The following is a 26960-nucleotide window of genomic DNA, read 5'->3' on the forward strand; positions in this document are numbered from 1 at the left end:
TCTCTCCAAAACGGCAGTTGCCGGTCTATCTATTTTTAGAACTTTTTATTGTTTCTTTTCAAGTTTGCCGAGGAGTGCATTTTCTTCGTCAAAGCGCTCCACAATCTTTTTGTTTTCAATACAATACAGTTTTATACCATCTCCGGACATTCACTCTACGATACAACAACCGACCGCAGGCTCGTGTTCAGGCTGCACGCCTCGGCCCTTGTCTTGTAATACAATCGGGAAAAAAATGAGCGCGACCTGTTGTCCGGCAAACATATTGTTCGTATATTTGCGAACAATAATTCTGACTATGGACGAAAAACGAGACTATACCCTCACTCAGGAACAGTTGGCCCGGTATGCCAAAGCCCTGGGGCATCCGGCCCGGGTGGCCATCCTGCACTTTCTGGCCCAGCAGGAGACCTGCTACTTCGGCGACATCCACGAAGAGCTGCCCATCGCCAAAGCCACCGTATCGCAACACCTGAAGGAGCTGAAGGAGGCCGGCCTCATCCAGGGCGAGGTCGAGACACCCAAGGTGCGGTATTGCATCAACCGGCAAAACTGGGAGAAGGCCCGCCGACTGTTCGGCGAGTTCTTCGAGCAGTGCGTCTGCTCGTCGGGGAAGTGCTGCCCGTAACAGCCCCCCCCGTTTTTTTTTCGAACCTATTGTTCGTTATTCTACGAATTACGTTTAACTAATATAATTACAACAACTATGGAAATTAAAGTTTTAGGAACCGGCTGTGCCGGGTGCAAAGCATTGTATGAACGAGTAGAACAAGCCCTCGCCGAGCTGGGTATGACGGCCACCCTCACCAAAGAGGAGGACTTGATAAAAATCATGGCCTACAACGTGATGACCCTTCCGGCTCTTGTCGTCGACGGAAAGGTGGTAGCCAAAGGCAAAATATCGACCGACGAGATAAAAAGCATTCTCACCCGATAAACGCAGCAGCCATGAAACCGATACTCCTCACCCTTTCGTTCCTGCTCTACCTGACGGCGAGCCTGGCACAAACCACACCCGATACCTATGTCGAGGTGCTCTACTTTCACGGCAAACAGCGCTGTGTCACCTGCAAAGCCATCGAGAGCTGCACCCGCGAAGTTATAGACGAACAGTTTAACGCTCAAGTCAAAGAGGGAAAAGTACGATTCCGGGCCATCGACATTTCGACCCCCGACGGTGAAAAACTGGCCGACCGCTATCGGGTAAGCCGCTCGTCGCTCTTCATCAACGGGTGGAACAACGGCAAGGAAAGCCGCAACGACCTCACCCTCTTTGCATTCCGGAATGCACGCAGTCACACGGAGCTATTCAAGCAGGAGGTAAAAGAGACGATTGTCCAACTCCTGAAATAACCCCATCCCCATGGAATATCTGCAAACCCTGCTCGAACAGAGCGAGATGCCCGTCATCACCGCCTTTCTGCTGGGACTGCTCACGGCGGTAAGCCCCTGTCCGCTGGCTACCAACATCACGGCTATCGGCTTTATAGGCAAAGACATGGCCAACCGCAACCGCATGTTTGCCAGCGGCATTCTGTACACCGTCGGGCGCATAGTCGCCTACTCGGTGCTGGGGGCCATACTCATTGCCATCCTGCGAAGCGGAGCCGATACCTTCCTCATCGAAAAGGAGATAAGTCGGTGGGGCGAACAACTGATTGCACCACTGCTTATCTTCATCGGTCTGTTCATGCTGATAGGCGACAAACTCCCGCTCGCCCGGTGGGGCTTCTCGCCATCGGCCAAGAGCGAACGGTTGAGAGGCGCATGGGGCAGCCTGCTGCTCGGTCTGCTCTTTGCCTTGGCCTTCTGTCCCACCAGCGGGGTGCTGTATTTCGGTATGCTCATCCCCATGTCGGTCATCGAGCCCGAAGGCTATCTGCTCCCCGTGGTCTTTGCCCTGGCTACCGGACTGCCGGTTGTCGTGGCGGCCTGGATACTGGCATACAGCGTGGCGGGTATAGGCAAATTCTACAACCGCATGCAACTCTTTCAAAGATGGTTCAACCGCCTGGTGGCAATCATTTTCATCGCCATCGGCATCTATTATGCACTCACTCAACTCAATTGGATATGAAAATCTTGATTCTCTGCACCGGCAACAGTTGCCGCAGCCAGATGGCTCACGGCTTTTTACAATCGTTCGATGCCAATCTGCAAGTTTTCTCGGCAGGAACCCATCCGGCCGAGCAGGTCAACCCGCATGCCGTCGAGGTGATGGCCGAAATCGACATCGACATAAGCCATCACCGCCCGACCGATGTCGCAACCTGCCTGAACGAAACGTGGGACTATGTCATCACCGTGTGCGACCACGCCCGCGAGAGTTGCCCCGCCTTCTCGGGAGAGGTGCGCCACCGGCTGCACATCGGCATCGAGGACCCCTCGGAAGTCACCGGGTCGCCCGAGACGATAAGGCAAGCCTTTATCCAGGCTCGCGACCTGATAAAAGAGAGGTTCTCCCGATTCTATCTGACCGAGATTCTGGGGAAAGAACTGCCCCGATGTGCCTGTGAACGATAAATTTTTAAACGTAACGTTCGTAATATTACAAACAAAAAAACTTAGCCTGTTATGATACAACAATTTGCCGACTGGCTGGTATACGACCTGTTCGGGTTGAGTGCCGCCACCCCGCTCGGCAGCTCCCTCAACTTCTTTTTCTACGATTCGATAAAGATTATTATCCTGCTTTTCTTCATCAGTGCGATTATGGGTATCGTCAATGCCTACTTCCCCATCGAACGGCTGCGCGACTACCTCACCTCGCGGCGCCTCTACGGACTGCAATATCTGTTCGCCTCGCTTTTCGGAGCCATCACCCCCTTCTGCTCCTGCTCGTCGATACCGCTCTTCATCGGGTTTGTCAAGGGAGGCATTCCTCTGGGGGTCACCTTTGCCTTCCTCATCACCTCGCCGCTGGTCAACGAGGTGGCCGTGGCCATGTTTCTCGGCACCTTCGGGTTGCGCATCACCCTCGTCTATGTGGTGAGCGGCATCCTGCTGGGCATGATTGGCGGCTTCGTGCTGGGCCGGTTGAAGCTGGAGCCCTACCTGAGCGACTGGGTAAAGCAGATACAACAAAACGCCTCGGCCGACTTCAACACCTGGGAGCGCGAACAGACCCCCTTCGTGAAACGGTTGCCCTCCATCCTGCGCGAAGCGTGGGGCATCGTGAAAGGGGTACTCCTCTACATCGTCATAGGCATAGGCATCGGGGCCGCCATGCACGGGTATGTGCCCGAAGGATTTTTCGAGCACTACATGTCGCGCGACAACGTGTGGGCCGTACCCCTCTCGGTTGTGCTGGCCGTACCCATGTATGCCAATGCCGCCGGCATCGTGCCCATCATCGAGGTATTTGTAGCCAAGGGCATACCCATCGGTACCGCTCTGGCTTTCATGATGGCCGTCGTGGGGCTCTCGCTCCCCGAAGCCACCCTGCTGAAAAAGGTGATGACCTGGCGACTTATTGGTATCTTCTTCGGCATCATCACCCTTTTTATTATCTTGTCGGGATACCTGTTTAACGCCATCCTGTAACCGACAGCAATCGGGGAGAGTGAGCCGGGATTCCTTCATCTCGACTCCCCTCCCCGTTTCTCCTTTTTACCGGCACGGCGAAGATAGCGGTACCGACTGCTGCGGGCACTGCATCGTGTATCTACCGAACGGCCGGTCTGTCCCCCTTTTTCAGGAAGAGAACCTCGACATCCTGGCAGGTAACCAAACAGCCTTTAGGCAACGATTCGAACCACGGAGCCATTTGCTCGACAAAGGCATCGATCTTGCTCTCTTCATCGATCATCTCGACCACTACCGGCACCTTCTCGGTAAACTCCCAAAACTTGACCGGAGTCAGTTCGCTACTGGTTCCGTAACCCATGAGACCTTTATATACGGTAGCTCCTGCCAAGCCAGATTGCCGGGCCTTGTAGGCAATCGTCTCATAAGCCGATGCGTGATCTACCTTATCGGTATTGCTCAAATAGACCCGCAATGCCTTATACTTTTTTCCCAATTCCATATCACAACCATTTTACAAGGGAATACCCCACATACAACATGAAAAGGCCGCCCAACAAACTCAACCCCACATAGAGAAACAGGTAAAAGAAGTTGGCATCCCTAATCATCTGGAAACTCTCATTGATAAATGTCGAAAAGGTGGTAAAGCCGCCGCACAGTCCTACGGTAAGAAACAGGCGTAGATTCGCACTCATCAGGTTGTTCCGTTCAAACAGTCCGTAAAAAAGACCTATGGCCAGACAGCCCAGAATGTTTACCCAGAAGGTCCCGACCGGGAACGAGTGAAAGCCCCAGCTTTGTATCGCTTTGGAAAGAAGATAGCGCAGCGCACCCCCGGTAAAACTGCCGGCCCCTACAATCAGCAATGTCTTCAGCATAAAATGTCATTTTATTATTGTATCACAAGTAGGGATCATCAGCACATAAAGGCGGTTAAAGGCTAATCCCATAGCCGGTGCAAAGATAGTGAAAGGTGAGCGACAAGCAAAGATGCTTGCATTATTTGCTTGGCCGAACCGCATCCTATCTTCTGTAAAAAGAGGATAAAGGCGCGGCCTCATACCGTCTCAAACAGAAAATCCACCGGCCTCACTTGCCGTACTTCCGCTCAAACAGCTCTTTGTTTTTCGTACCCCACTCGAGCATGGCGTCGATGATGGGAATCAGGGTCATGCCCAGCGGCGTGATGGAGTATTGCGAACGCGGCGGCAACTCGGCATAAATGGTCTTTTCGACCAGGCCATCCTCGACCAGCTCCTTCAACTGCAGGTCGAGCACCCGCGGAGTTGCCTCGGGCAAAGCCTTGTGCAGTTCACTGGGGCGCATCGACCGGTACCGGAGTTCGTCCAGAATACACGATTTCCACTTCGAGTCGATCAGACTCATGGTCAGCCGCAAGGGACAATCCAAATCGACAGGTATCTTACGCTCATACATAATCGCACTCCTTTCTGATTACAAAGACAAATGTACAACATACTGCCCAAAATGGCGATATACCGAAAAAATTTTCAGTACCCGAATAATTTTACGGTACTTGTAGAAACAAGGATTACCCCATAGCTTTGCAACAAACATAAAACCCAACCGAATATGAGAGCAAGTATAGCAGAGTACAAGGCAGTCGAAGCGGCTGCCATGAAGTTTGTCAAGAGTGTGGCAGAGGGCAACAGCCGCTATGCCAAAGAGTTGTTTGTCGACGAGGCCGTGCTCTTCGGCTTTCTGGACGGTAAACTGGAACATGGCTCCATCGAGCAGTTCTACCACAACGTCGATACCGTGGGCGCCGGCGAGAACTTCGATGCCCGCATCGACATCGTCGCCCTCGAAGAGACGGTAGCCGTCGTACGCGTGCTCGAAGAGAAGTGGGGCGGACGCATCGACTTTACCGACTACCTGCTGCTGTTGAAAATCGACGGCGAGTGGAAGTGCGTAGCCAAAGCCTATAACCAAAATTCCGATACGATTCAACAATAAGAAAGGAGAAAAACGACCATGAAAATAGTAGTCATCACCGGCAGCCCCCGCAAAAACGGCAACAGCTTTGCCATGACCGAAGCCTTTATCCACGAAGCCGAGCAACGGGGCCACTCGGTACGCCGGTTCGATGCCGCCTTCCTGAAGATAGGCGGTTGCCACGCCTGCATGACCTGTTACAAAACGGGCAAAGCCTGCTCGTTCGACGACGATTTCAACGACATCGCCCCCGCCATACTCGAGGCCGATGCCGTGGTATTCACCATGCCGGTCTATTGGTATTCGATTCCGGCCCAGATCAAAGGAGCCATCGACCGCCTCTTCTCGCTCGTGGTGGGCGGCAAAGAGGTAGCCGGCAAGAAATGGGGCTTGATTGCCTGCTGCGAAGAGGACGACACCACCGTACTCGACGGCGTACGCATCCCCATGGAACGCACCGCAGCCCTGCTGCAGTGGGAGATGGTAGGCGAAGTCCTCATCCCCGGCGTGCTCAACGTGGACGACATCGACCACACCGACGGCTGCCAGCAAGCTGCTGCCCTAGCCGACAAATTCTGATTACCCTCTTCATTTACACGCACTCCCCGGCCCTTGCATCACCGCAGGGCCCGGGGATTTTTTTGTGCCGCACCTCGTGCCGGAATATCGCTCATGCCACAACAAAAAAGAGCCTTTCTCCCGATTCTGGGGCGTCAATATGTATGGACAAAACTGTGGATTTACTTACACAATAACAATTGAAAAAAATATTTACAAACCATTAAAAATCAGCGCCCCAAAAAAGAGTAACGGGTTAAACTTTTAATGCACCTTACCACAAACAACTGCGTATTATAGAGAGTTGAAACGATGGATCCCTTTATTTAGATGGTTCTATATGCAATCCTTCCGTGATGGTTTTTGTCAAATTAAGTGGTGGAAGAACAATAGAATTCAGTACAGTTCCTTCGGTTTTGGCATGGATAATACCACGAACAGTACCCGTAGTAATGGTGCCCATATATTGTAGGAAACCTACGGGAATTTCTTGCTCCTCTTGTAATTGCTCAATGCTCTCGGGTGCAATGCTGAAGAAACACTGAACCTCGGTTGTCAAGAGAAGTTCTTCGTTTTGCATAAAATTAATAGTCGCAGTACATCGAATACTACTAAGAGCAAAATTGCAAGAAAAATCGAAAGAGGCAGATGTTTGCACTTTTTCCCCGTTAATAAATTTCTCGGGGAATATAGCAAACTGTAATACATTAATTTTCTGTATTTTATATGAAATAGACTGCATATTCAAGCTGCTATTACGTAATCATTAAGAATTAACTGGTCGCGATTGGGGGAAGTAGTAAAAATATCATTAGGAACGACACTGGTATAAGGGGAGTTGTCGTTTTCAATGTACTCGTCAACATCTACAAAAGTGAATTTCGGTATCTTACCAATAGCCAACGAAAGAGCCACAAATTTACTCAATTTGTGGTCATAATCTCCTGAAAGAAGTTGAGAAACATATCCTTTGGAACAACCGAGATACTCGGCCAATTGTTTCTGGTTCATCCGATATTTCTGCATGAACGATTCTATCTGTCTATATAATTCCATCTGAAGGCTTGTTGTCCAATAAACTGAATCCTTCAATAAATCTTCCCGCTTCATGTTTTTGTTCTTTTATTTGAGGTTTGTTTGAAATTTATATAGCCCTTTTTTAATTTGCGAAATAGGGTTTCGTCTTTCTTTTGGTTAGCTTTAGTTCCTCCTGTAATAATAATTTTCCCATTCGCGTGAGTAATTCCATATATGCGCAGATGCTTGCTTTTGAATTCAAATTCCCGATAATCTCCTTTCGCATCATCATAAAAGTGAAATTTCTGATACGGGACACTCTTTAAATTAGCAACATCGTTCATAATAGCATATATACCAGTTAGCTCTGATTTATAACATGCTTCCAGTTCCATTTCAAACTTGTCTAAAGGACATTTTCCATCTATAACAAGTTTATGAAACACTTGTTTTCCTTTTACAGCTTCTATTTCTTCGAGAGCAAAGATAGACATAGAAAAGTTTAGTTACAACTAAATTTTAAGATTTAACATAATTATATTTAGCTAATAAAAGAATAAATACGCAGTATTTTTACAAATATATAAAAATAAATAACAATCTCCAAAAAAAAGAAAGTCAGAATATTTGAGAGTAGAAAATAATAAATTGAAAATTTGAAATAGGGAATATAGAATTTGCCTCCTATAATTATAGCCTTACAATCCAGTAAAATAGATTAAATAAACTTTTACGTTGATCCATTTTCTCCACCCCCTCATCTTTTCGCCGGAGCTTTAAAAAAGAATGAGCGACCGCCTCAATAAGGTGGTCGCTCGTCTTTCGGTGATCCGCCTGGGGCTCGAACCCAGGACCCCAACATTAAAAGTGTTGTGCTCTACCAGCTGAGCTAGCGAATCTAACCTTGGTGCTTTTTGTAAAAGCGTTGCAAAGGTAAGGCTAATTTTTGATTCTACAAAACGATACCTCCGCAAATTTATGTTAAAGAACAGTTTTTTTACTCTTTCTCAGGCTTCACCTCTTCATCCGGAGTCGACGAACCAGCCGACGCCTCGGGCGGAGTTTCCGGCTCGTCACCTATCACATAGCGCTCGTAATACGACAGGAACAACGTGGTGAGCGGCAGGGCGATAATCATGCCCACAAAGCCGAGCAGCGTGCCCCAAATCGAGAGTGAGAGCAAGATGATGGCGGGGTTCAGCCCCGTAACCTTACCCATCACCCGGGGCACGATGAATATGTCCTCAATCAATTGCACCACGATAAAGACCAGAATACAGGCCCCGAAGAGCAACCAGAAGTTGGTGCCGGTCTCCGATGCCGAAACCAGACACAACAGGATGGTGGGGATGAAGCCGACAAGCTGCAGGTAGGGGACCATATTGAGCAACCCGATGAAGAGCCCCAGCACGATAGCCATGGGCAACCCCACGATGAGGAAGCCGATGCAGAAGAGGATGCCCACCAGCCCGGCCACGACGGCCTGACCGCGGAAGTAGCGGTTCATGCTCACCTCGATGTCGTTGACAATCGAGACCACCGTGGGACGGTATTTCTGCGGAATCATCCGTTGGAACCCGACCAATATCTTGTCGTAGTCGAGCAGAATAAAGACAATGTAGAGCAGCACGATGAGCCAGCTGACGATGTTGATAATCTCGCCCACCGAACCGGTGATGAATCCCCAGGCCCCCGAGAAACTATCCTCGATAATCGAGAGCCACTGCTCCCGGCTGAGCAGGCTCGACAACTGGCTGAAGTCGATATTTTGCTGGATGAAGTCGTGCACCTCCTGCGGCACGAAGGGGATGCTCGACGAGTTGTAGACGTAGTCGCTCAACAGCTTGCGCATGACGCCTATCTCGTCGATAACCGACGGCAGCACCAGCACACACAGCAGCGCAAAGGTAATAATCACCTCGACAAAGGTGAGTGTAATGGCCAGCACGCGCCCCTTCAGCTTGAAGACCCGTTTGTTATACTCGACCAGCGGGTTGAGCATATAGGCCACAATCCAGGCCACGAGAAAAGGGAGCAACGCCCCGCGGAGGATATAGATGAGGTAGAACAACCCCACGACAAAAACGGCTCCGAACAAAATACGGACGACCCGGTCGAAGGTGTATGGCTGGCGTTCGGTCATGGCTACTCTATTTTTGTGTATCAATATTTTTATCTAACAATCTCGGAGCGGTTGCGGTTTACCCTTCGTGATGTTTCTCTTTACGTTCCTGTATCTCTTGCAAGTAGCAACGGCGGCACAAGGGCTGGTACTCGTTCTTCTCGCCCAGGAGCACCCGCTTGTCGTTATCGACCAACCGATAGGAGTAGTTGGCCAGATGGCCGCACTTCACACAGATGGCGTGCACCTTGTACACATCGTCGGCGATGGCCAGCAGGGCCGGCATGGGGCCGAAAGGTACCCGGCGGAAATCCATGTCGAGACCGGCCACAATCACCCGTGTACCGTTGTTGGCCAGTTCGGAGCAGACCTCGACGATACCGTCGTCGAAAAACTGGGCCTCGTCGATGCCCACCACATCGACCCCCGAAGCCATGAGCAGAATGCTGTGCGAATTGTCTACCGGGGTCGAGAGTATCGAGGTGCTGTCGTGCGAAACGATATTCTCTTCGGAGTAGCGCACATCGATGGCGGGTTTGAATATCTCGACTTTCTGACGGGCAATCTTCGCCCGTTTCAAGCGTCGTATCAGCTCTTCGGTCTTCCCCGAGAACATCGAGCCGCATATCACTTCGATGCTTCCGCGGCGGCTGGTCTCGTAGTTATTTTCGGTCAAAACCATAGTTGTCGTTCTCTTTTTTCTTTCTGTTTAAATGATGCAACAAAAGTAAAAAGATAGTTCGACTTTGCCAACCTTTACTCCGGCTATTTATCTCAAAAGCAGCCGACAAAATTTGCTTCTGAAATTCTCATCTTCTATCTTTGCAAAGACAATACTCATACATTACCAAGACATTATGCAACGAATCTTCCTGTCAGGACTGCTCACGCTATTCATGCTCCTGCATACGCCCGCACGGGCCCAAAGCCTCGAATCGTTTCTGGCCGACCCGGCCTTTACGCCCGCCTCGATAGGCATCTGCATCACCGATGTGGCTACGGGCGAAACCCTCGTGTCGCACAACGACCGGCAAGCCATCATTCCCGCCTCGACCGTCAAGGTCATCACCTCGGCTACCGCCCTGCGGCTGCTGGGTGCCGACTACCGCACCTCGACTACCGTGGGATACACCGGACAAATCGACTCTGCGGGGACCCTGCACGGCACGCTGGTGATACGGGGCGGAGGCGACCCCTCGCTGGGTTCGGCCTACGGCAGCCGCCCGGCCGAAGAGTTTGTCGACCGGGTAATCGACGCCCTGCAAACGCATCGCATCCGGGCCATCGAGGGGACCATCGTGGTCGACAATTCGCTTTTCGACGGACCGGCCGTCTCGCCCAAGTGGATGCTCGAGGATCTCATCTGGTACTACGCCACCGGGTGCCACGCCTTCTCATACCGCGACAACCAGGTACGTGTCGAGGTGCGATACAACGGACACAACTACAAGACCGCCCGCATCACGCCGCCGCGCAGCATCGACCTCGACAGCCGGCTCCTGCCCGGCGACCGGGAAGAGGTATCGGTCACCCACATCGGCAACCGCTACACCCTCACCGGCACCATTCCCCGTCAGTGGGCGCGCTATCGGCTCGACCTGGCCGTCGACCATCCCGACAGCCTGTTCCTGCGCGAATTGCACAAACAGTTGAAACAGGCCGGCATTGCCTGTACCGAAGCAGGCCAAACGACCGAGGGAGGACCCGAAACCCAACTGCTCGACTACCCCTCGGAGTCGCTCGCCCAGCTGGCCCGCAGCCTCAACGTGCACAGCCTCAACCTCTATGCCGAGAGCCTGCTGCGGCACATCGCTCTCGCCTCGGCTCCCCGGGGCAGTGCCGAGAAAGGCCTCGAAACGATACGCCGCTACTGGCAACCCTTCGGGGCCGACTCGACCGAGCTCTTCCTCTACGACGGCTCGGGACTGGCCCGCAACAACCGGGTGTCGGCCCGCTATCTGACCCAGGTACTCGCCGCCACGGCCCGCGACCCGCAGGTAGGCGAAACCTTCGTGCAGTCGCTGCCCCTGGCCGGAAGCGAAGGCTCGGTAGCCTCGTTCATGCGCAACAGTCCCCTGCCCGGCGAACTGCGGCTGAAGAGCGGCACCATGAGCGATGTCCACGCCTATGCCGGCTACTACACCGCCCCCTCGGGCAAACGGTATACAATCGTGCTGATGTTCAACAACTATACCTGCACCCGCACCCAGTTGAAGGAGAAAATTGCCGCATGGCTCACCGCAACACTCTCTAAAAAAGAGTAACCGACCTCTAAATTTTTTCGGCTCTCGGCGTACATCTGTTATTTTTGTATATCTTTGTGGAAGATAGAAGGCCGTCAGGCACAGGCAAGTGTCGAAAACCGTGTTTCCCGTTTGCCGCTGCACTTGTCCCCCGCTATCCTTGAATAACCAAAATACCGAATTTATGTCACGAGACAGTCGCATCGCATATATCATCGGCCAACTGGGCGAACTGCGGGAGCTCCTGCTCGTCATCGAGCAGGCAGGCAATGCCGCTCCCGGTATCCTGCTGAAGCTGGCCCGGGAGAAAGCCGAGTCGATAGACCGTTCGACCCGCGAACTGAGGTCGCCCCAATTCTGGACCGAATTGCAGAACCACGAACCTTTTGCCGATACTGCCCCGGCCGACGAGGCAACCCCCTATACTCCGGAGAGCGGCGTAGAGCGTCCCGCTCACGAAGCGGAAGCCTCGGCGACCAACGAGGCTTTCGACGATCAGGAGGAGCCGTGGAACATACCGGTAAATCCGTCTGCCCCAACCTCCGAAGCAGAAGAACCGGCTGATACGTGGGCTGAAGGGAAGCACGAAACACCCATCGAGCCCACCCCCCTTCACGAGGCCGAAACAGCCGAAGAGGACAAGAACGAACCCGATACGGACGTCTTCCTCGAACCGGCCGACGAATCGCACGAATCGCATCAACCCCAACCCGAGCCAGAAACCCCGGCCGAGCCGGAACCTCAACCCGAGGAGCCGCTCTACCCCTGGGAGCAGTTGAGCGACGAGGAGCGGTCGGCTGCACAGGATGACAAACTCGTCGACTATGACGACGAAGAGACCGACGACTACGACGAGACCGACTACGAGGATACCCCCGCAGCCGACCTTCCTGCCGACGAGCCCTCCGCCCCGGTCACCCTCGAAGAGGTGCTGCAACGCCAGCACGCCAAGGAGCTGCGCAAGGCGCTGAGTCTGAACGACCGCTTCCGCTTCCGCCGCGAGCTCTTCGGCAACAGCGACATCCGCATGAACGAAACCCTGGCCCTCATCGACGCCATGCACTCCTACGACGAGGCCGAGGACTACATACTCAACGACCTGAACTGGGACCTCGACAATCCCGAAGTGGCCGAGTTTATGAAAATCGTACAGAAACACTTTCTATAATCCTGCACCATGGCTAAGCTCTATGTAGTACCTACACCGGTAGGCAATCTCGAAGACATGACATTCCGGGCCATCGCCGTGCTGCGGGAGGTCGACTGCATTCTGGCCGAGGATACCCGCACCAGCGGCATCCTGCTCAAACACTACGACATACACACCCGCATGCAGTCGCACCACAAGTTCAACGAACACCAGACCGTCGAAGGCATCGTGACACGCATCGAAGGGGGCGAGACCATTGCCCTTATCTCCGACGCCGGTACACCGGCCATCTCCGACCCCGGCTTTCTGCTGGTGCGCGAGTGCCGCCGGCGGGGTATCCCCGTCGAGTGTCTGCCCGGTGCCACCGCCTTCGTGCCGGCCCTGGTAGCCTCGGGTCTGCCCAACGAGAAGTTCTGCTTCGAAGGCTTCCTCCCCCAGAAGAAGGGGCGGGCCACCCGGCTGGCCCAACTGGCCGACGAGCCCCGTACGATTATCTTCTACGAATCGCCCTTCCGCCTGCTCAAGACCCTGGTGCAGTTCAAGGATACCTTTGGCGGCGAACGCGAAGCCTCGGTGAGCCGCGAAATCTCCAAGATTCACGAAGAGACGGTGCGAGGCACCCTCGACGAACTCATCGCCCACTTTACCGAACACGAGCCCAAGGGCGAAATCGTCATCGTCGTGGCCGGAGCCCCCGAAAAGCCCAAGGAGAAAAAGAGAGACAAATATCCCAAAAGCGATACACAACTATAATTTTAATTTAAAACCATTATGAAAAAGGCTATTACCGCTGCCATCGCAGCATCTGTATTGATGATCGGTTGTACCAACCAATCGACCGAAGTGAAAAGACTGCAGGCCGAAAACGATTCGTTACTCCAAGTCAACGCACAGACGACGGCCGACTTCAACGAAATGATTCAACTGATGAACGACGTAGAAGAGGGATTCCGCCAAATCAAAGAGGCCGAAAACTATCTGGTTACCCAGAAGGACGCCAACGGCGAAGTCTCGCTTACGACCCGCGAACAGATTAAAAACGATATGACCCTGGTGGCCGAGACCTTGCAGAAGAACAAGGAGCGGCTCGACAAACTGCAAAAACAGCTCAACCAGAGCAAGAACCAGTCGGCTGCCCTGCAAAAGACCATTACCCGCCTGCAAGGCGAAATTGCCGAAAAGACCGAAATGATTACCTCGCTGCAGGAGTCGCTCGCCAAACGCGACGTGCGCATTGCCGAACTCGACGAAGCTGTCAACAACCTCACCGGTCAGGTAGAGAACCTCACCACCGAAAACCAGCAACAGAAAGAGGTGCTGATGACTCAAGACGAGGCCCTCAATACCGTATACTATGCCCTGGGGACCAACAAGGAACTGAAGGAGCAGAAGATTGTCGAGGGAGGCGGTCTCTTCTCGTCGAAGAAGGTGATGGAAGGTGAATACAACAAAGATTATTTCACCACGGCCGACATGCGCAAACTGCGCGACATCCCCTTCGACAGCAAGAAGGCCAAGCTGCTGACCAAGCACCCCGAAGGTACCTACGAAATGCAGAAGGACAACGAGGGCTACATCACGCTGGTCATCACCAATCCCGAGAGCTTCTGGAGCTTGAGCCGCTACCTGGTTGTCGAGCTCAACTGATTGCGATAGTCAACCCCATTCGAGACGAGACTGGAGGGCAACACCTCCGGCCTCGCCTCCTCATTTTTGCTCCTCGCCTGAACCACCGATGCCCCGCATGTTTCGTTATCTGTCCATCCTACTCCCGCTCCTGCTGCTTGCCTCGTGCGACAGCTTCTTCGAAAAGGAATCGCCCCTGCCCCATAATCCCGAGCGACCCGTGCTGCCCCCGGCGCGCGACCGCCGCTTTGTCGTCGACAGTATCCGATACTACTTCGACTATTGGAGCAGCAAGACCACCCAACTGGCCGACGAGACCTGTATCGTCATCATCTCAAACTCGCTCGACCAGGAATGGTACGATACACCCTCGCCCCCACAAGACCCGCTCTACAACTACTCCTACTTCTCCAGCGAAGACCCCGTGCTGGCCCAAATCTACACCGACACCCTGCGGGTGAGAACCCCCTGTTATGTCGATGACGACAACCACATCGTGCTGGGAGATTCGCTGTACAGCTTTCAGTCCTTCACGGCTGAGGTGACCTTGGCCGAAATAGACCGGACCATCGACGAGATATGTATCCCGCCTCACACCGAGACCTACGTCTACGGCCGGTACAGCATCAACTACTACAACATAGCCTACACCGCCTGGCTCACCGAATTGACAAGCAACACCCCCATCACCATCGAGGGCATGTGGGAGGGCAGTATCGTCAACGACGACTTCACGACACGCACCGAGTCGCACCCGCTGTAACCCGTCGGCCGGCATAGCCGCAACCCGAGGGATAGAGACACGCCATAAACAAGAATCCCCGCAAAAGCCCTTTACAGAGCCTTGCGGGGATTGTTTGTATATCATCTCATGGGACAGACATCCCGGTCTTCCCGAGGGACAAACGCACCAGAGTCAACCACTACTTTTCTTCGACATGCAGCGTGTGGCCCATGCGTTTCTCTTTGGTGAGCAGGTAGCGGCGGTTGTATTCGTTGGGAGTCACCTCGATAGGCACGTTCTCGACAATCTCCAGACCGTAAGCCTCGAGGCCGATACGCTTCACGGGATTGTTGGTCATCAGCCGTAACTTGTGCACACCTATGTCGCGCAGGATGCTGGCCCCCACGCCATAGTCACGCTCATCGGCCTGATGGCCCAGGCACAGATTGGCATCGACCGTATCCATACCCTCTTCCTGGAGCTTGTAAGCCTTCATCTTCTCCATCAGACCTATTCCACGGCCCTCCTGGTTCAGATAGATAATGGCGCCTTTACCCTCCTTTTCGATCTGTTGCATGGCCTTGTGAAGCTGCTCGCCACAGTCGCAACGCATCGACCCGAATATGTCGCCCGTGGCACAAGAGGAGTGTACCCGCACCAAAACGGGTTCGTCCTTCTCGAACGAGCCTTTAATCAAGGCAATATGTTCGAGCCCGTTGCTCTTTTGGCGGAAGGGAATCAGGCGGAAGTGTCCGTACTCGGTAGGCATGTCTACCTCGACACCTCTCTCGATCAGCGACTCCTGTTTCAACCGATAGGCAATCAGGTCGCGAATGGCGATAATCTTGATGCCGAACTTCTGGGCCACCTGCGTCAACTGCGGCAAGCGGGCCATGGTACCGTCTTCGTTGAGAATCTCGATAAGGGCGGCAGCCGGATAGAGCCCGGCCAGGCGAGCCAAGTCGACGGCAGCCTCGGTATGACCGGCCCGTTTCAACACACCCTTGTCTTGCGCATAGAGGGGATTGATGTGACCGGGACGTCCGAAGGTCTCGGGAGTCGAAGCGGGGTCGGCCAAAGCCCGTATCGTAGCGGCACGGTCGTGGCTCGATACACCGGTGGTGCACCCCTCCAGCTTGTCGATGGTCACGGTGAAGGGAGTCCCCAACATCGAGGTATTGTGGCTCACCTGGCGGTAGAGTTGAAGCTCTTCGCAACGCTTCTGCGTGATGGGAGCACACAAGACACCCCGGCCGTTGGTGAGCATGAAGTTCACCTTCTCGGGAGTGATGGCCTCGGCGGCGATGATGAAATCGCCCTCGTTTTCGCGGTCCTCATCGTCGACGACAATCAAAAACTTGCCCTGTCTGAAATCTTCGACAGCCTCGTCTATTGTACTTAAAATGGTCTCTTTGTTCATATCCTTATATAGTTTTATCTTCTTCGTTCATTCGATCGGCCTCATCCTTCTCGAGCAGAGCCTGCAACTCGCCATTGGTGCGAATCACCCCTTCTACCTCGTTGCGCAACAGACGCTGCTGGTGCGCCCCTACCCCGTAAAGCAACAATCCCAGGGGGAAAAAGATGGCCAGCACATAGCCCCATTTGGGCGAAGGAGCCGGACGATACACCCAGAGGTTACGCAACACGGGATAATCCATCAGCTTACTGATAACCAGCTGACTGTGACTATTCGACGTGTAGTTGACCAAATCGTCGATCTGGGCTCCCAGCGCCGTAATATCCTCCTTGGCATATCCATACAGACAATACCTCCAATACGACTGTCGCTTGCGCCCCACCTTGTCGAGATACCGGTTGCAGGCTACCGACAACTGTTCGGCCTTCTCAATGGCCACCCGGGGAAACATATCTTCGATAATCACCTCCTTCAAAACCACCTTGCGCAGCTCTTGCCGCCCAATCAGTTTCCGGAAGAAGTTGACATAGACGTCGGGGTTGAATACGGCCGAATCCTTCACCGCCTTGTAGGTGAGGAAGATACCCAATGGCAAAAGCACCGCCGAGCTGAGCCACATGCCTTCCCAAACCTCCCAGCGGCCATCACGGGCCAGCTTGTAGCCGGTGTTGTCGATGATGTAGTAGAAGATAAACATGAACACCGACACCACCACCGGCATACCCAGTCCACCCTTGCGGATGATAGCCCCCAGCGGAGCCCCTATGAAGAAGAAGATGATGCAGGCAAACGAGAGGGTAAACTTCTTGTACATCTCGATTTGGTGACGTCTGATTACCTTGTTCTCCTCCTTCATCGTGTAGCTGCGGAACTCGTAATCCGACCGATAGCGTTCGGCCCGGGCCAAGGCCCGGTCGAGGTAGAGCTGCTTGCGCTGCAGACTGCCGCCGTTGAACACGCTGTCGAGGTCGAGCGTAGCCGCCTCGGCCAATGCCTCCTGCTCCCGCACCGAATCGTTGGCGGGTATCTTGGCCCCCGGCCGGTCGTAGAGCGAGAAGTAGCCCGACGACCGCAGGCTGCGGGCATAGTTGTCGCCGATGCTGTCGACCCGGGTCGTCATCGAGTCTATCGACAGTTGCAGGGCATTCAGGTCCTTACCGATATACTGGTTCTGCATGATGCCGTCGTCCATGCGGTTGAAGTTGGCATCGAAGGCAATCATGATCTCTTTCAACGAAAAGGTCTCCCGACGATAGGGAATATTGGTGGCACTGGTGCGCTGGTCGCGCAGGTTCTCAAACGACTCGCCGTTGTAGAGGGTGAGGAATAGGTGCTGCTTGTCGTCGGTCATCTTCAGCTTGCCCGAGTCGGCCAGAATAATCATGGCGTTGTCAAAACCGGCCGACATGTCGTAAATCATCACGTCGTAGAGCATGCCGGTCTTGTGATCTTTCTTTTTTACATAGAGGTTGTAGCCGCTTATCTGGTCGTAGAATACCCCCTCGGGAATATCGAGCTCGGGCGACTTCTGCCGCATCGAGTAGAGCAGGGTCCACATCTTCACCTGCGACTTGGGCAGTACGTTGTTCTGGAAAAAGAAGGCACCGATGGCCACAAAGATAAGGAAGATAACCAACGGCCGCATGATTTGCAGCAGCGAGATACCGGCCGCCTTGATGGCCAGCAGCTCCAGCCGCTCGCCCAGATTGCCGAAGGTCATCAGCGAAGCCAGCAGGATGGCCAGCGGCAGGGCCATGGGCACCATGGTCACGGCAGCATAGAAAAACAGTTCGGCCAGAACCGACATTTCGAGACCCTTCCCTACCATCTCATCGACGTACCGCCACAAAAACTGCATGAGTACGATGAAGAGGCAGATGAAGAATGTCATCAGAAACAGGGGTAAGAAGCTCTTCAGGATAAACCTGTATAGTCGTTTGATATAGAACATTCTTTTGCCGATTATCAGAATGCAAAAGTAAAGCAAAAAAATGAATTTCCGAAAAGGCTATAACCTTTATTGGGAAGAATCGTCGAAAAGAGACCTCTCTCTACCCTCCGCGTCACACACCCAGCTTGCGGCGCAAGGTCTCGATCTGGTGATCCCACAGGTCGCGGCTGTCGGCCATCTCGTCGGGATAGGCAAAATCGGTAACGACCAGCATGGTGGCACCCGTCAGCTCCGAGGTGGTAATGCGAAGCTCGAAGTAGCTCCGGCTCTCCTCGTCGTCCACCCAGTGAAAGCGGATATAGAGCCCCGTGCGCACAGCTATCTGGTGGGCCTCCTGCGATGTCTTGTTCCAGAAAAAAGTAAACTGTTTGCCGTCGCTCTGCACATCGTCGGCAAACCAGTCGGCCAATCCGCTTTTTGTTCCTATATAAGGCCAAAGCAAAGCAGGAGAAACGCTTTTCAACTCATATTCAATCACAAACTTTTCCTTATTCATAAACCTCTCTATATTATAGCATTTCCCTCTTCAGACAAAGGAAAATTTTTCTCTTTCCGACGGCGAATATAGAGATATTATTCTTATCTTTAGCAGTAAAACCTGAAAAAATGGAGTGAAAACAAAAATTCGAGCTATTTTATATAATATTTACCCAGAATTGCAAACTGGATATTACATTTTATTGCTACATTTGCAGGTATAAAAAACAACATAAAAACCAATCCGACTATGAATTTGATGGAACGAATGGTAGAACAAGCCCGAGCAAACAAACAACGTATTGTTTTACCGGAAGGAACTGAAGATCGTACCTTACAGGCTGCCGACCGCATTCTGGCCGACAACATCGCCGATGTGATTCTTATTGGCAACCCCGACGAGATCAAGGCTCTTGCCAATCAATATCACTTGACCCATATCGACAAGGCTACGCTGGTAAACCCCGCATGCCACGACAAGAAAGAGACCTATACCCAACTGCTTTACGAATTGAGAAAAGCCAAGGGAATGACTATGGAGAAGGCTCAGAAACAGGTCGAAGACCCCTTGTACCTGGGTTGCCTCATGATTAAGAACGGCGATGCCGACGGCGAAGTGGCCGGAGCCCGCAATACCACCGGCAACGTGCTGCGTTCGGCTTTCCAGATTATCAAGACCGTACCCGGCGTGAAAGTGGTATCGGGTGCCTTCCTGATGTTCATCCCCGACACCTCGTACGGCGAAGAGGGACTGATGGTATTTGCCGATTGTGCCGTAGTACCCAACCCCACGGCCGAAGAGCTGGCTCAGATTGCCGTATCGACCGCCAAAACGGCCCGCGACATCGCCGGTATCGACCCCCGCATCGCCATGCTCAGCTTCTCGACCAAAGGCAGCGCCAGCCACGAGATGGTCGACAAGGTAGTCGAGGCTACCCGCCTGGCCCGCGAAATGGAACCTACGCTGAAGATCGACGGCGAACTGCAAACCGATGCCGCCATCGTTCCCGCCGTAGGAGCCAGCAAAGCTCCCGGAAGCGATATAGCCGGCCATGCCAATGTGCTGGTATTCCCCTCGCTCGAGGTAGGGAACATCGCCTACAAACTGGTTCAACGGCTGGCTCACGCCGAAGCCGTGGGTCCTATCCTCCAAGGCATCGCCGCTCCGGTCAACGACCTCTCGCGCGGCTGCTCGGTCGACGACGTGTACAAGATGATTACCATCACCTGCAACCAGGCCATCAGCTTGAAAAAATAACCTTAATACACATACCTTATGAAAATCTTAGTATTAAATTGCGGCAGTTCGTCGGTTAAATACAAACTGTTCGACATCGATACCAAAACCGTATTGGCTCAAGGCGGTGCCGAGAAAATCGGCCTGGAAGACTCGTTCCTGAAACTCACCTTGCCCAGCGGCGAGAAGGTGATTCTCAAGAGCCCCATGCCCGAGCACCACTCGGCCATACAAAACATACTCAACGTACTTACCAGCAAAGAGTACGGCTGCATCAAATCGTTCGACGAAATCGATGCCGTAGGTCACCGCGTGGTTCACGGCGGCGAAAAATTCAACGCCAGCGTCCTCATCACCGACGAAGTGATTGAGAAGATAAAGGAGTGCTACGACATAGCACCCCTGCACAACCCGGTAAACATGGCCGGCATCGAGGCCATCTCGCAACTGATGCCTTCGGTTCCCCAGGTAGGCGTATTCGACACGGCTTTCCACCAGACCATGCCGGCTCACGCCTACATGTATGCCCTGCCTTACGACCTTTACACCAAGTACGGTGTGCGCCGCTACGGATTCCACGGCACCAGCCACCGCTACGTGTCGCGCCGGGCTTGCGAATTTCTGGGCGTGCCCTACGAACAACAACGCATCATCACCTGCCACATCGGTAACGGAGCTTCCATCACGGCTATCAAGGACGGCAAGTCGGTCGATACCTCCATGGGTATGACCCCCGTCGAGGGACTGATGATGGGTACCCGCTCGGGCGATGTCGACGCCGGTGTACTCACCTACCTCATGGATAAAGAGCACCTCGACTCGGCCGGTATCGCCAACCTCGTGAACAAGAAGAGCGGTGTGGCCGGTATCTCGGGTATCTCGTCCGACATGCGCGACATCGAAGCCGGTGTAGCCGCCGGTAACGAGCACGCCATCCTGGCCCTGCAGATGTATGAATACCGCATCACCAAATACATCGGTGCCTATGCTGCCGCTCTGGGTGGCGTCGACATCATCGTATTCACCGGCGGTGTAGGCGAAAACCAGACCCAGACCCGCGAAGCCGTGTGCAAACCGCTCGCCTTCATGGGTGTGGAAATCGATGCCGAACTGAACAAAACGATTCGGGGCACCGAATGCCTCATCAGCACCCCGGCTTCGAAGGTGAAGGTAGTCGTTATCCCCACCGACGAGGAGTATATGATTGCCTCCGACACGAAAGCCGTACTCGACAGTCTGAAGAAATAACAGACCCATACAGCTGGCCGACACCCCTGCACACCCCGTAAAAGCGGGCCCCCACCGTGCAGGGCGCAACCGGCAGTTTACAACAAGCGCCCTGTCGCCTGCCCTCAACGGGTTGCGACAGGGCGCTTTCCTATGAAAGAAGAATAAAAGAGTCTCTCTACTCGAGCCTTCCCGTAGCCCGCAGATAGGCTGTCTCGTAAATCTTGTATTGGGTCTGAGCCTCAATTAGGTTGCTCTCGGCCTGTTGCCACTGCGACTGGGCATCGAGCAAATCGGTGAGCGTGGCCATCGACGCGGCATAGCGGTTGCGCATCACCCGCAAATTCTCGACGGCCTGCTGCAACCCAATCTGCGCCGTGCCTATCAGGCGATAACCATCCTGCACATTGCGCATGGCCTGCTGCACCTCGAGGTTGAGCAACCGTCTGTTTTTCTGCAGGTCCAACTCGGCACTGCGCAACTCGTAGCGAGCCTTACGCACCTTTTTGTGCACCTCGCCCCAATGGAACAGGGGCACCTTTACGGCCAGCATCACCATGCCTATACCGTCGCGGAACTCCTCCGAATAGGGCATCATCGTGCCGTTACCCACATCGACCAGGCTGTTGAGCTTGATGTTGCCATAGTAGGTATACCCGGCCGACAACCCCACGGTGGGGAGCATCTCGGCCCGGGCATTCTTGATTTGCAACTTGCCTATCTCGACCTGCTGCTTGAGCAGGGAGAGTTCGGGACGGTTGTCGATTTCGGCCGTGAGCAGACCGGGTTCGGTAGCAACCCACGCCGTATCGGTAGGCACGATGGCCGTGGTGTCGTCGACCCCAATCAGCCGGCACAGCGACAACCGGCACAGGTCGGCCCCGTTGCGGGCCTTTTGCAACTGGTAGTGGATCTCGCTCTGCTTGGCCTGGATGCGCAGCAGGTCGTTCTCGATAATCATGCCCGCCGAGAGCGAACCGCTCATCTGGCTGAACAACGTGTCCATCTGCTCGCAATAGCTCTCGAGCATATACACCTTTCGCCCGACCGCCAGATAGGTCCAATAGGCATTATCGGCATCGACCAGAATATCCATGCGGGCCATGCGCAACTGCTCGCCGGCCGCCGCCTCGCCAATGCGGGCCATACGTTTTCCGGCCGTGATTTTCCCGCCGGTATAGATGGGTTGGGTCAGCGTAATGCCGGCCATATACATGCCCCGCATGCGCAGGTCCATGCCCATCATGTCGATGTCGGGGAATACATAGGCCCCCGTGGCCGACCCCTCGAGTTTGGGCAGATAGGCCGTCGTGGCTATTCGGTTGTCGAGTTCGGCCTGACGCAACCGGATATCGGCCTGCTCGAGCTCCTCGCTGTGAGCCAGCGCCATCTCGCGGCACTGGCTGTGCGAAAGCAGCAGCGGCTGGGCCATTGCGCTACCGGTACCGGCCAGCCCCACGGCGCAAACTATCGTATATATCGTTTTCAGATTCATTGTCTTTTTGGTTTTATGCGTTAACTGGTTTCTTGATATGGAACATCGCCGCATAGAAGAGCGGCAACAACACGAGCGTGATGATGGTCCCCACGGTGAGGCCGCCCATGATGGTAATGGCCATCGAACTGTACATGGGGTCGGTCACGAGCGGAATCATACCCACAATGGTCGTGAGCGATGCCATCAGCACCGGACGCACACGCGACACCGTGGCCTCGACTACCGCCGTATAGGGCGACTGTTTCTCCTCGGTCTGCAACCGGTTGATTTCGTCGACCAGCACGATGGCATTCTTCACCATCATGCCTATCAGGCCCATCATGCCGATGATGGCCATGAAGGTGAAGGGCTGACCGCTCACCAACAGCACCGGTGTAATGCCGCAGAAGATAAAGGGGATGCAGAGGAGAATCAGTATCACCTTGCGCCAACTGTTGAAGAGGAGCAGCAGGATGGCCAGAATGATAAATATCGTAAGCGGTACGAACTTCATCAGATTGCCTATGGCCTCACCCTGCAACTCACCCTCGCCTACCCAGCGCATGCGATACCCTTCGGGCAGGTCGATAGCCTCGATTTCGTCCTTGATCGACTCCACCACCTTGGCTGGCGTCGCCTCGTCGCAATAGGGGTTGGGGTCGCACTCGGCCTCGATAACCCGCCGGCCGTTCTGGCGCAGCACCACATCCTCGTCCCAGTCGAGCCGGATATGGTGGGCCACATTGCTCAACGGAGTGGCCTTGAAAAGTTGGTCCTGCAGGTCGCTCATGCTCTGCCCGCCCGACAAGGCACTCTGCAACGCCTCGTTCGAGAGGTGGAAGTTGAGCATGCTCCACACCGGTATATCCGCAAGATTGCGGATGGTCGTGCCGTCGTCGTTGCGCACCTGGAGGTTGAGCATCACCATACGGTCCTGGTCGTTGAGCACACCCACCGGCATGCCGTCGGTAGCAGCCAGCAGGGCATTGGCCACATCGCCGCGCCCGACACCCGAACGCAAGGCGTCCTGCTGGTCATACTCGGCCACCAGCACCTTTCCCCGCGGCTTCCAGTTGTTCTGCACCGAATAGGCATCGACATAGGGCGAACGGCGCATAATCTCCTCGGCCTGAGCACTCAACCGGCGCAATACGGCCGGGTCGGGACCCGAGAACTCCACCTCGACGGTATGCGAGGTAGAAATCGAAAAGTTGTATTTGCGGATGCGGATATAGGCTTCGGGATACTCGCGACGCAACTGCTCCCGCACCACGGGTATCTGCTCGACCACCGTGCGGTAATCCTTGCAATCGACAATCAGCTCGCCGTAGCAGTCACCGCCCGAGGTCATGGGGCGTACCAGACAGTAGTGGGCCGGAGCACTGCCCTGGCTGACGGCCACCCGCTCGATCTGCGGATTCTGCGACACCCGGTCGCTCATCTCCAACAGGCGGGCACACACCGTATCGGCATTGGCTTCCGCAGGGAAAAAGCACTCGACCACAAACTGTTTGTAGTCAAAGTCGGGGAAGAAGAGGTTCTTCACCTGCCTCATACCCACCAGACAAACGACCAGCAGCGCCACGGCTACGGCAATCGTAACCCGCTTGTACCCGATCAGTAGTGAAATGGTCTTGCGCACGAACCGGTGTACCGGCGAGTTCATCACCGCCCCGGTGGTATCGCTGCCCCGCCTCTTCTCGCGGCGCGGCAGCCACGAGTGGGCGCAAACGGGTACCTGCACAAGGGCCAGCACCCAACTGGCCAACAGGCTCACACACAGTACCAGAAAGAGGTCTCCGGCATATTCTCCGGCCGAATCGGGCGAGAGGTAGACACAGAGGAAGGTCGAGGCGGCAATAATCGTAGCCCCGAGCAGCGGCATGGCCGTGTTGCGCCCGATACGGTAGAGGTAGGTCTCGGGCGGGAGGCCCCGCTTCTTGTCTATCAGGATACCGTCCATAATCACCACGGCGTTGTCGACCAGCATGCCCATCGCCACGATAAAGGCCCCCAGCGAAATGCGTTGCAGCGTAGTACCGCACATGAGCAGGATGGGGAACGAGAGACATACCGTGAGCACCAGACCGAAGCCGATGATGAGCCCGCTGCGCCACCCCATCGTGAAGATGAGCACCAGAATGACGATAACGACCGACTCGACCAGATTCCACATGAACGACGAGATGGCCTCGTCGACCTTGTCGGGCTGGAAGAATATCTTGTCGGTCTCAAAGCCGGCCGGCAAATTCTTCATGGCCTCGGCCAACCGGGCATCGACCGCCCGGCCCACATCGGGCACAATGGCCGACGACTCCATGGCTATGCAGATGGCCAGTGCCGGCTTGCCGTCGACAAAGAAACCGTTGCGCTGCGGCGAGGCATATCCCCGCTCCACCCGGGCCACATCGCCTATGCGCAGGGTCTTGCCGTCGAGGGTCTGTATCTGCAGGTTGCGAATGTCCTCCTCGTCCTTGACCGGCGAGTCGACATAGAGGGCAATGCGCTCGCCGTCGCTCCCGTAGCGGCCGGCATTGACCGTCTTGCCGGCACTTTGCAGGGCCGCCATGATTTGGGTGGGGATAATGCCGTTGCGGGCAATCTGCTCTTTCGAGAGGACGATGTTGATTACCTCGTCGCGGTTCCCCACGATATTGATGCGCTTCACCCCCTTCACGTCGAGCAACTCGCGCTGCAGGTAACGGGCATAGCGATACATCTCGGGGTAGTCGTAGCCGTCGGCCGTGAGGGCATAGAAGATGCCGTAGACATCCATCATGTCGTCGATGACGATGGGCTCGTAACACCCTTGCGGCAGTCGCGACGCCGCATCGTTGACCTTGCGCCGCAACAGGTCGAAGTGCTGTTCGAGGTCCCGGTTCAGCACCGTCATCTGAAACTCGACGGTAAACAGGGCCGCACTGTTCTGACACTCGCTCCTCACCTTCTTGACATTGGGGAGCGCCCGCAGCTCATCTTCCATGAGTTGGGCCACCTTCAGCTCCATCTCGTGGGCACTAGCTCCAGGCCACGACACCACGACCATGGCCTGCTTGGCCGACACGGCCGGGTCTTCGAGCTTGGGCATCTGCACAAACGACAAGACTCCGGCGATGATAATCGCTACCATCAGCGACCAGAAGAGGACTGGCCGCCGCATGAAAAACTCGGTCATCTTCATCACAACAGCCCTCCTACATTGGTACTACTGGGGGCGTCGATTACGCGTACCTTCTCCCCCTCCTGCAACACATGCACACCAGCCCGCACAATCTGCTCGTCGCCGGTGAGGCCGCCGAGAACGACAGCACGACCCTCGGGGTCGACATCGCCCAGCTCGACCTGCCGGCGGGTCACCGTAGAGTCGGGATTGAAAACCCACACGCACGACGAGTCACCCGCCTGGAAGAGACACTGCAAGGGCACGGCAAAGCCACGGGCCGATGCCGTATCGCCCACGACAATACCCACCTCGACATTCTGTCCGGCCGTCAACTTGCGGTCGGGGCACTGCTCGAAGGCCAACTGCAACCGATACAGCTGGTTGCCGTCGGCCTTGGGGGTAAGGCTCGAGAGTGTGAGGGGCATAGCCTCATCGACACCCGATGCCCGGCAAAAGAAGCGCACGAACTCTCCCCGCTGCCGGTAGAGGCTACCCGGAATGTCGAGCGTCACCTCCATCTGCGACACATCCATGAGGGTAAAGACCGCCGTGCCGGCATCGACCATCTCGGCCGGCGAGAAGTTCACGGCCTGTATGTACCCGTCGGCCGGAGCATAGAGTTTCGTATAGTTGAGTTTGTTCTTGTTGGCCTGCAACTGTACCTCCAGTTGCTTCAGTCCGGCCGAAGCCTTTTCGTAGTCGTTGGGCGACACGCTCTTCTGCTCCAGCAACCGCTCGGTGCGCTTCACCTCGTCGCGCACCTGGTCGTACTGCACCTGCAACGCCTCGACCCCCAGCCGGTAGTCGGCATCGTCGAGTTCGGCCAGCAACTGGCCGCGACGCACCCGGTCGCCCTCCGCAACATGGATGCGGGCTATCTGTCCCGCCGTCTTGAACCCGAGGCTTATCTCGTGCGCCTCCTTCACAATTCCCGAATAGAGCTTTACCGTCTCCTCGCTCAATGCCTCGGGGCGGGTCAAACAGACACTCCGTTCACGGGCAGTCTCCCGGTCTCCGCCGGAACAGGCACACAACAACAGGGCGGCCGCCACCATACACACATTCGTTTTCATCATATACTGGT

At 54.7% G+C, this 26960-nt stretch carries 29 protein-coding genes, 1 tRNA gene and 1 riboswitch; of the genes, 15 read left to right on the forward strand and 15 right to left on the reverse strand.

All coding sequences use genetic code 11. The annotated features are described in order from the left end of the window. Positions 1-298: 298 nt before the first annotated feature. From Q1K76_RS03880 to Q1K76_RS03905, 6 genes are all read left to right on the forward strand, one after another. Positions 299-628, forward strand: coding sequence for a winged helix-turn-helix domain-containing protein (locus Q1K76_RS03880; RefSeq protein WP_300131202.1), 330 nt, complete (start codon positions 299-301; stop codon positions 626-628). Between the two features lie 78 nt (positions 629-706). Then, positions 707-937, forward strand: a complete 231-nt coding sequence (locus Q1K76_RS03885) for a thioredoxin family protein (RefSeq protein ID WP_087408833.1) — start codon at positions 707-709, stop codon at positions 935-937. An 11-nt stretch (positions 938-948) separates the two neighbouring features. Next, entirely contained in the window at positions 949-1353 is a 405-nt protein-coding gene (locus tag Q1K76_RS03890; protein ID WP_298663151.1) for a nitrophenyl compound nitroreductase subunit ArsF family protein, read from the forward strand. A 10-nt stretch (positions 1354-1363) separates the two neighbouring features. Next, positions 1364-2077, forward strand: coding sequence for an aromatic aminobenezylarsenical efflux permease ArsG family transporter (locus Q1K76_RS03895; protein ID WP_258327977.1), 714 nt, complete (start codon positions 1364-1366; stop codon positions 2075-2077). Continuing rightward, the gene (locus Q1K76_RS03900) at positions 2074-2523 is read left to right on the forward strand and encodes an arsenate reductase ArsC (protein ID WP_300131205.1); all 450 of its coding nucleotides are present in this window, start codon (positions 2074-2076) and stop codon (positions 2521-2523) included. Before Q1K76_RS03895 ends, Q1K76_RS03900 begins: the two co-directional genes overlap by 4 nt. A 51-nt stretch (positions 2524-2574) precedes the next feature. After that, positions 2575-3543 (forward strand): permease, encoded by a 969-nt coding sequence (locus tag Q1K76_RS03905; RefSeq protein ID WP_300131207.1) that lies wholly within the window; start codon positions 2575-2577, stop codon positions 3541-3543. 121 nt (positions 3544-3664) lie between these two features. Here Q1K76_RS03905 and Q1K76_RS03910 read toward each other — a convergent pair whose 3' ends face one another. The 3 genes from Q1K76_RS03910 to Q1K76_RS03920 all read right to left on the reverse strand — a co-directional run bounded on the left by Q1K76_RS03910 (position 3665) and on the right by Q1K76_RS03920 (position 4965). Then, entirely contained in the window at positions 3665-4027 is a 363-nt protein-coding gene (locus Q1K76_RS03910; RefSeq protein ID WP_087408836.1) for a DUF190 domain-containing protein, read from the reverse strand. Between the two features lies 1 nt (position 4028). After that, complete coding sequence (gene crcB, locus Q1K76_RS03915) at positions 4029-4406, reverse strand: fluoride efflux transporter CrcB (protein WP_300131209.1); 378 nt, start codon at positions 4404-4406, stop codon at positions 4029-4031. Between the two features lie 22 nt (positions 4407-4428). Further along, positions 4429-4491: riboswitch (Fluoride riboswitch) on the reverse strand. Positions 4492-4617: 126 nt separating this feature from the next. Continuing rightward, positions 4618-4965: a helix-turn-helix domain-containing protein gene (locus tag Q1K76_RS03920; protein ID WP_087408838.1), complete on the reverse strand. Its 348-nt coding sequence runs from the start codon at positions 4963-4965 to the stop codon at positions 4618-4620. 156 nt (positions 4966-5121) lie between these two features. On the opposite strand from Q1K76_RS03920, the gene Q1K76_RS03925 reads away from it, so the two are divergent. Together Q1K76_RS03925 and Q1K76_RS03930 are read left to right on the forward strand one after the other, a co-directional pair. Continuing rightward, positions 5122-5505 (forward strand): nuclear transport factor 2 family protein, encoded by a 384-nt coding sequence (locus tag Q1K76_RS03925; protein ID WP_300131212.1) that lies wholly within the window; start codon positions 5122-5124, stop codon positions 5503-5505. Between the two features lie 18 nt (positions 5506-5523). Then, positions 5524-6063: a flavodoxin family protein gene (locus tag Q1K76_RS03930; RefSeq protein WP_300131214.1), complete on the forward strand. Its 540-nt coding sequence runs from the start codon at positions 5524-5526 to the stop codon at positions 6061-6063. A 301-nt stretch (positions 6064-6364) separates the two neighbouring features. Here Q1K76_RS03930 and Q1K76_RS03935 read toward each other — a convergent pair whose 3' ends face one another. The 6 genes from Q1K76_RS03935 to Q1K76_RS03960 form a co-directional block, all read right to left on the reverse strand. Then, positions 6365-6784: a hypothetical protein gene (locus Q1K76_RS03935; RefSeq protein ID WP_300131216.1), complete on the reverse strand. Its 420-nt coding sequence runs from the start codon at positions 6782-6784 to the stop codon at positions 6365-6367. Positions 6785-6786: 2 nt separating this feature from the next. Beyond that, the gene (locus tag Q1K76_RS03940) at positions 6787-7152 is read right to left on the reverse strand and encodes a helix-turn-helix transcriptional regulator (RefSeq protein WP_300131218.1); all 366 of its coding nucleotides are present in this window, start codon (positions 7150-7152) and stop codon (positions 6787-6789) included. Next, positions 7149-7553 carry a hypothetical protein gene (locus Q1K76_RS03945; RefSeq protein ID WP_300131221.1) on the reverse strand — a complete coding sequence of 135 codons (405 nt, stop codon included), beginning with the start codon at positions 7551-7553 and terminating at the stop codon, positions 7149-7151. The genes Q1K76_RS03940 and Q1K76_RS03945 overlap by 4 nt, the downstream gene beginning before the upstream one ends. A gap of 332 nt (positions 7554-7885) precedes the next feature. Beyond that, positions 7886-7958, reverse strand: a tRNA-Lys gene (locus tag Q1K76_RS03950). A gap of 98 nt (positions 7959-8056) precedes the next feature. Next, a complete protein-coding gene (locus Q1K76_RS03955; RefSeq protein WP_300131223.1) occupies positions 8057-9202 on the reverse strand; it encodes an AI-2E family transporter in 1146 nt (381 codons plus the stop codon). A gap of 58 nt (positions 9203-9260) precedes the next feature. After that, entirely contained in the window at positions 9261-9863 is a 603-nt protein-coding gene (locus Q1K76_RS03960; protein ID WP_087408842.1) for a thymidine kinase, read from the reverse strand. Positions 9864-10038: 175 nt separating this feature from the next. Here Q1K76_RS03960 and dacB point away from each other — a divergent pair, with 175 nt between their 5' ends. From dacB to Q1K76_RS03985, 5 genes are all read left to right on the forward strand, one after another. Continuing rightward, positions 10039-11445 carry a D-alanyl-D-alanine carboxypeptidase/D-alanyl-D-alanine-endopeptidase gene (gene dacB / locus Q1K76_RS03965; RefSeq protein ID WP_300131225.1) on the forward strand — a complete coding sequence of 469 codons (1407 nt, stop codon included), beginning with the start codon at positions 10039-10041 and terminating at the stop codon, positions 11443-11445. Between the two features lie 163 nt (positions 11446-11608). Continuing rightward, positions 11609-12592 (forward strand): hypothetical protein, encoded by a 984-nt coding sequence (locus Q1K76_RS03970; RefSeq protein ID WP_258327529.1) that lies wholly within the window; start codon positions 11609-11611, stop codon positions 12590-12592. A 9-nt stretch (positions 12593-12601) separates the two neighbouring features. Further along, the gene (gene rsmI / locus Q1K76_RS03975; protein ID WP_298663144.1) at positions 12602-13327 is read left to right on the forward strand and encodes a 16S rRNA (cytidine(1402)-2'-O)-methyltransferase; all 726 of its coding nucleotides are present in this window, start codon (positions 12602-12604) and stop codon (positions 13325-13327) included. 18 nt (positions 13328-13345) lie between these two features. Further along, positions 13346-14221 (forward strand): hypothetical protein, encoded by an 876-nt coding sequence (locus tag Q1K76_RS03980; RefSeq protein WP_087408846.1) that lies wholly within the window; start codon positions 13346-13348, stop codon positions 14219-14221. Positions 14222-14318: 97 nt separating this feature from the next. After that, the gene (locus Q1K76_RS03985; protein WP_298663143.1) at positions 14319-14963 is read left to right on the forward strand and encodes a hypothetical protein; all 645 of its coding nucleotides are present in this window, start codon (positions 14319-14321) and stop codon (positions 14961-14963) included. Between the two features lie 160 nt (positions 14964-15123). Here the strand turns inward: Q1K76_RS03985 and Q1K76_RS03990 are convergent, their stop codons facing one another. The 3 genes from Q1K76_RS03990 to Q1K76_RS04000 form a co-directional block, all read right to left on the reverse strand. Continuing rightward, positions 15124-16344 (reverse strand): bifunctional 3,4-dihydroxy-2-butanone-4-phosphate synthase/GTP cyclohydrolase II, encoded by a 1221-nt coding sequence (locus Q1K76_RS03990; RefSeq protein ID WP_087408848.1) that lies wholly within the window; start codon positions 16342-16344, stop codon positions 15124-15126. A 4-nt stretch (positions 16345-16348) separates the two neighbouring features. Further along, a complete protein-coding gene (locus Q1K76_RS03995; protein WP_258327526.1) occupies positions 16349-18295 on the reverse strand; it encodes an LptF/LptG family permease in 1947 nt (648 codons plus the stop codon). Positions 18296-18407: 112 nt separating this feature from the next. Next, a complete protein-coding gene (locus tag Q1K76_RS04000; RefSeq protein WP_300131229.1) occupies positions 18408-18791 on the reverse strand; it encodes an START-like domain-containing protein in 384 nt (127 codons plus the stop codon). Positions 18792-19022: 231 nt separating this feature from the next. Between Q1K76_RS04000 and pta the strand changes: the two genes are divergently transcribed. Next, positions 19023-20030 carry a phosphate acetyltransferase gene (gene pta / locus Q1K76_RS04005; RefSeq protein WP_298663141.1) on the forward strand — a complete coding sequence of 336 codons (1008 nt, stop codon included), beginning with the start codon at positions 19023-19025 and terminating at the stop codon, positions 20028-20030. Positions 20031-20048: 18 nt separating this feature from the next. Next, the gene (locus Q1K76_RS04010; RefSeq protein WP_087408852.1) at positions 20049-21257 is read left to right on the forward strand and encodes an acetate kinase; all 1209 of its coding nucleotides are present in this window, start codon (positions 20049-20051) and stop codon (positions 21255-21257) included. Positions 21258-21414: 157 nt separating this feature from the next. On the opposite strand, the gene Q1K76_RS04015 is transcribed toward Q1K76_RS04010, so the two are convergent. From Q1K76_RS04015 to Q1K76_RS04025, 3 genes are read right to left on the reverse strand one after another with little or no spacing between them, the layout of a single operon-like run. Next, complete coding sequence (locus Q1K76_RS04015; RefSeq protein ID WP_087408853.1) at positions 21415-22731, reverse strand: TolC family protein; 1317 nt, start codon at positions 22729-22731, stop codon at positions 21415-21417. A 13-nt stretch (positions 22732-22744) separates the two neighbouring features. Further along, positions 22745-25894: an efflux RND transporter permease subunit gene (locus tag Q1K76_RS04020; protein ID WP_300131308.1), complete on the reverse strand. Its 3150-nt coding sequence runs from the start codon at positions 25892-25894 to the stop codon at positions 22745-22747. Beyond that, positions 25894-26952, reverse strand: a complete 1059-nt coding sequence (locus tag Q1K76_RS04025; RefSeq protein WP_300131233.1) for an efflux RND transporter periplasmic adaptor subunit — start codon at positions 26950-26952, stop codon at positions 25894-25896. Before Q1K76_RS04025 ends, Q1K76_RS04020 begins: the two co-directional genes overlap by 1 nt. Positions 26953-26960: the final 8 nt, after the last annotated feature.

This window comes from uncultured Barnesiella sp. (genome assembly GCF_946496565.1).
In the GTDB taxonomy this organism is placed as follows: domain Bacteria; phylum Bacteroidota; class Bacteroidia; order Bacteroidales; family Barnesiellaceae; genus Barnesiella; species Barnesiella merdigallinarum.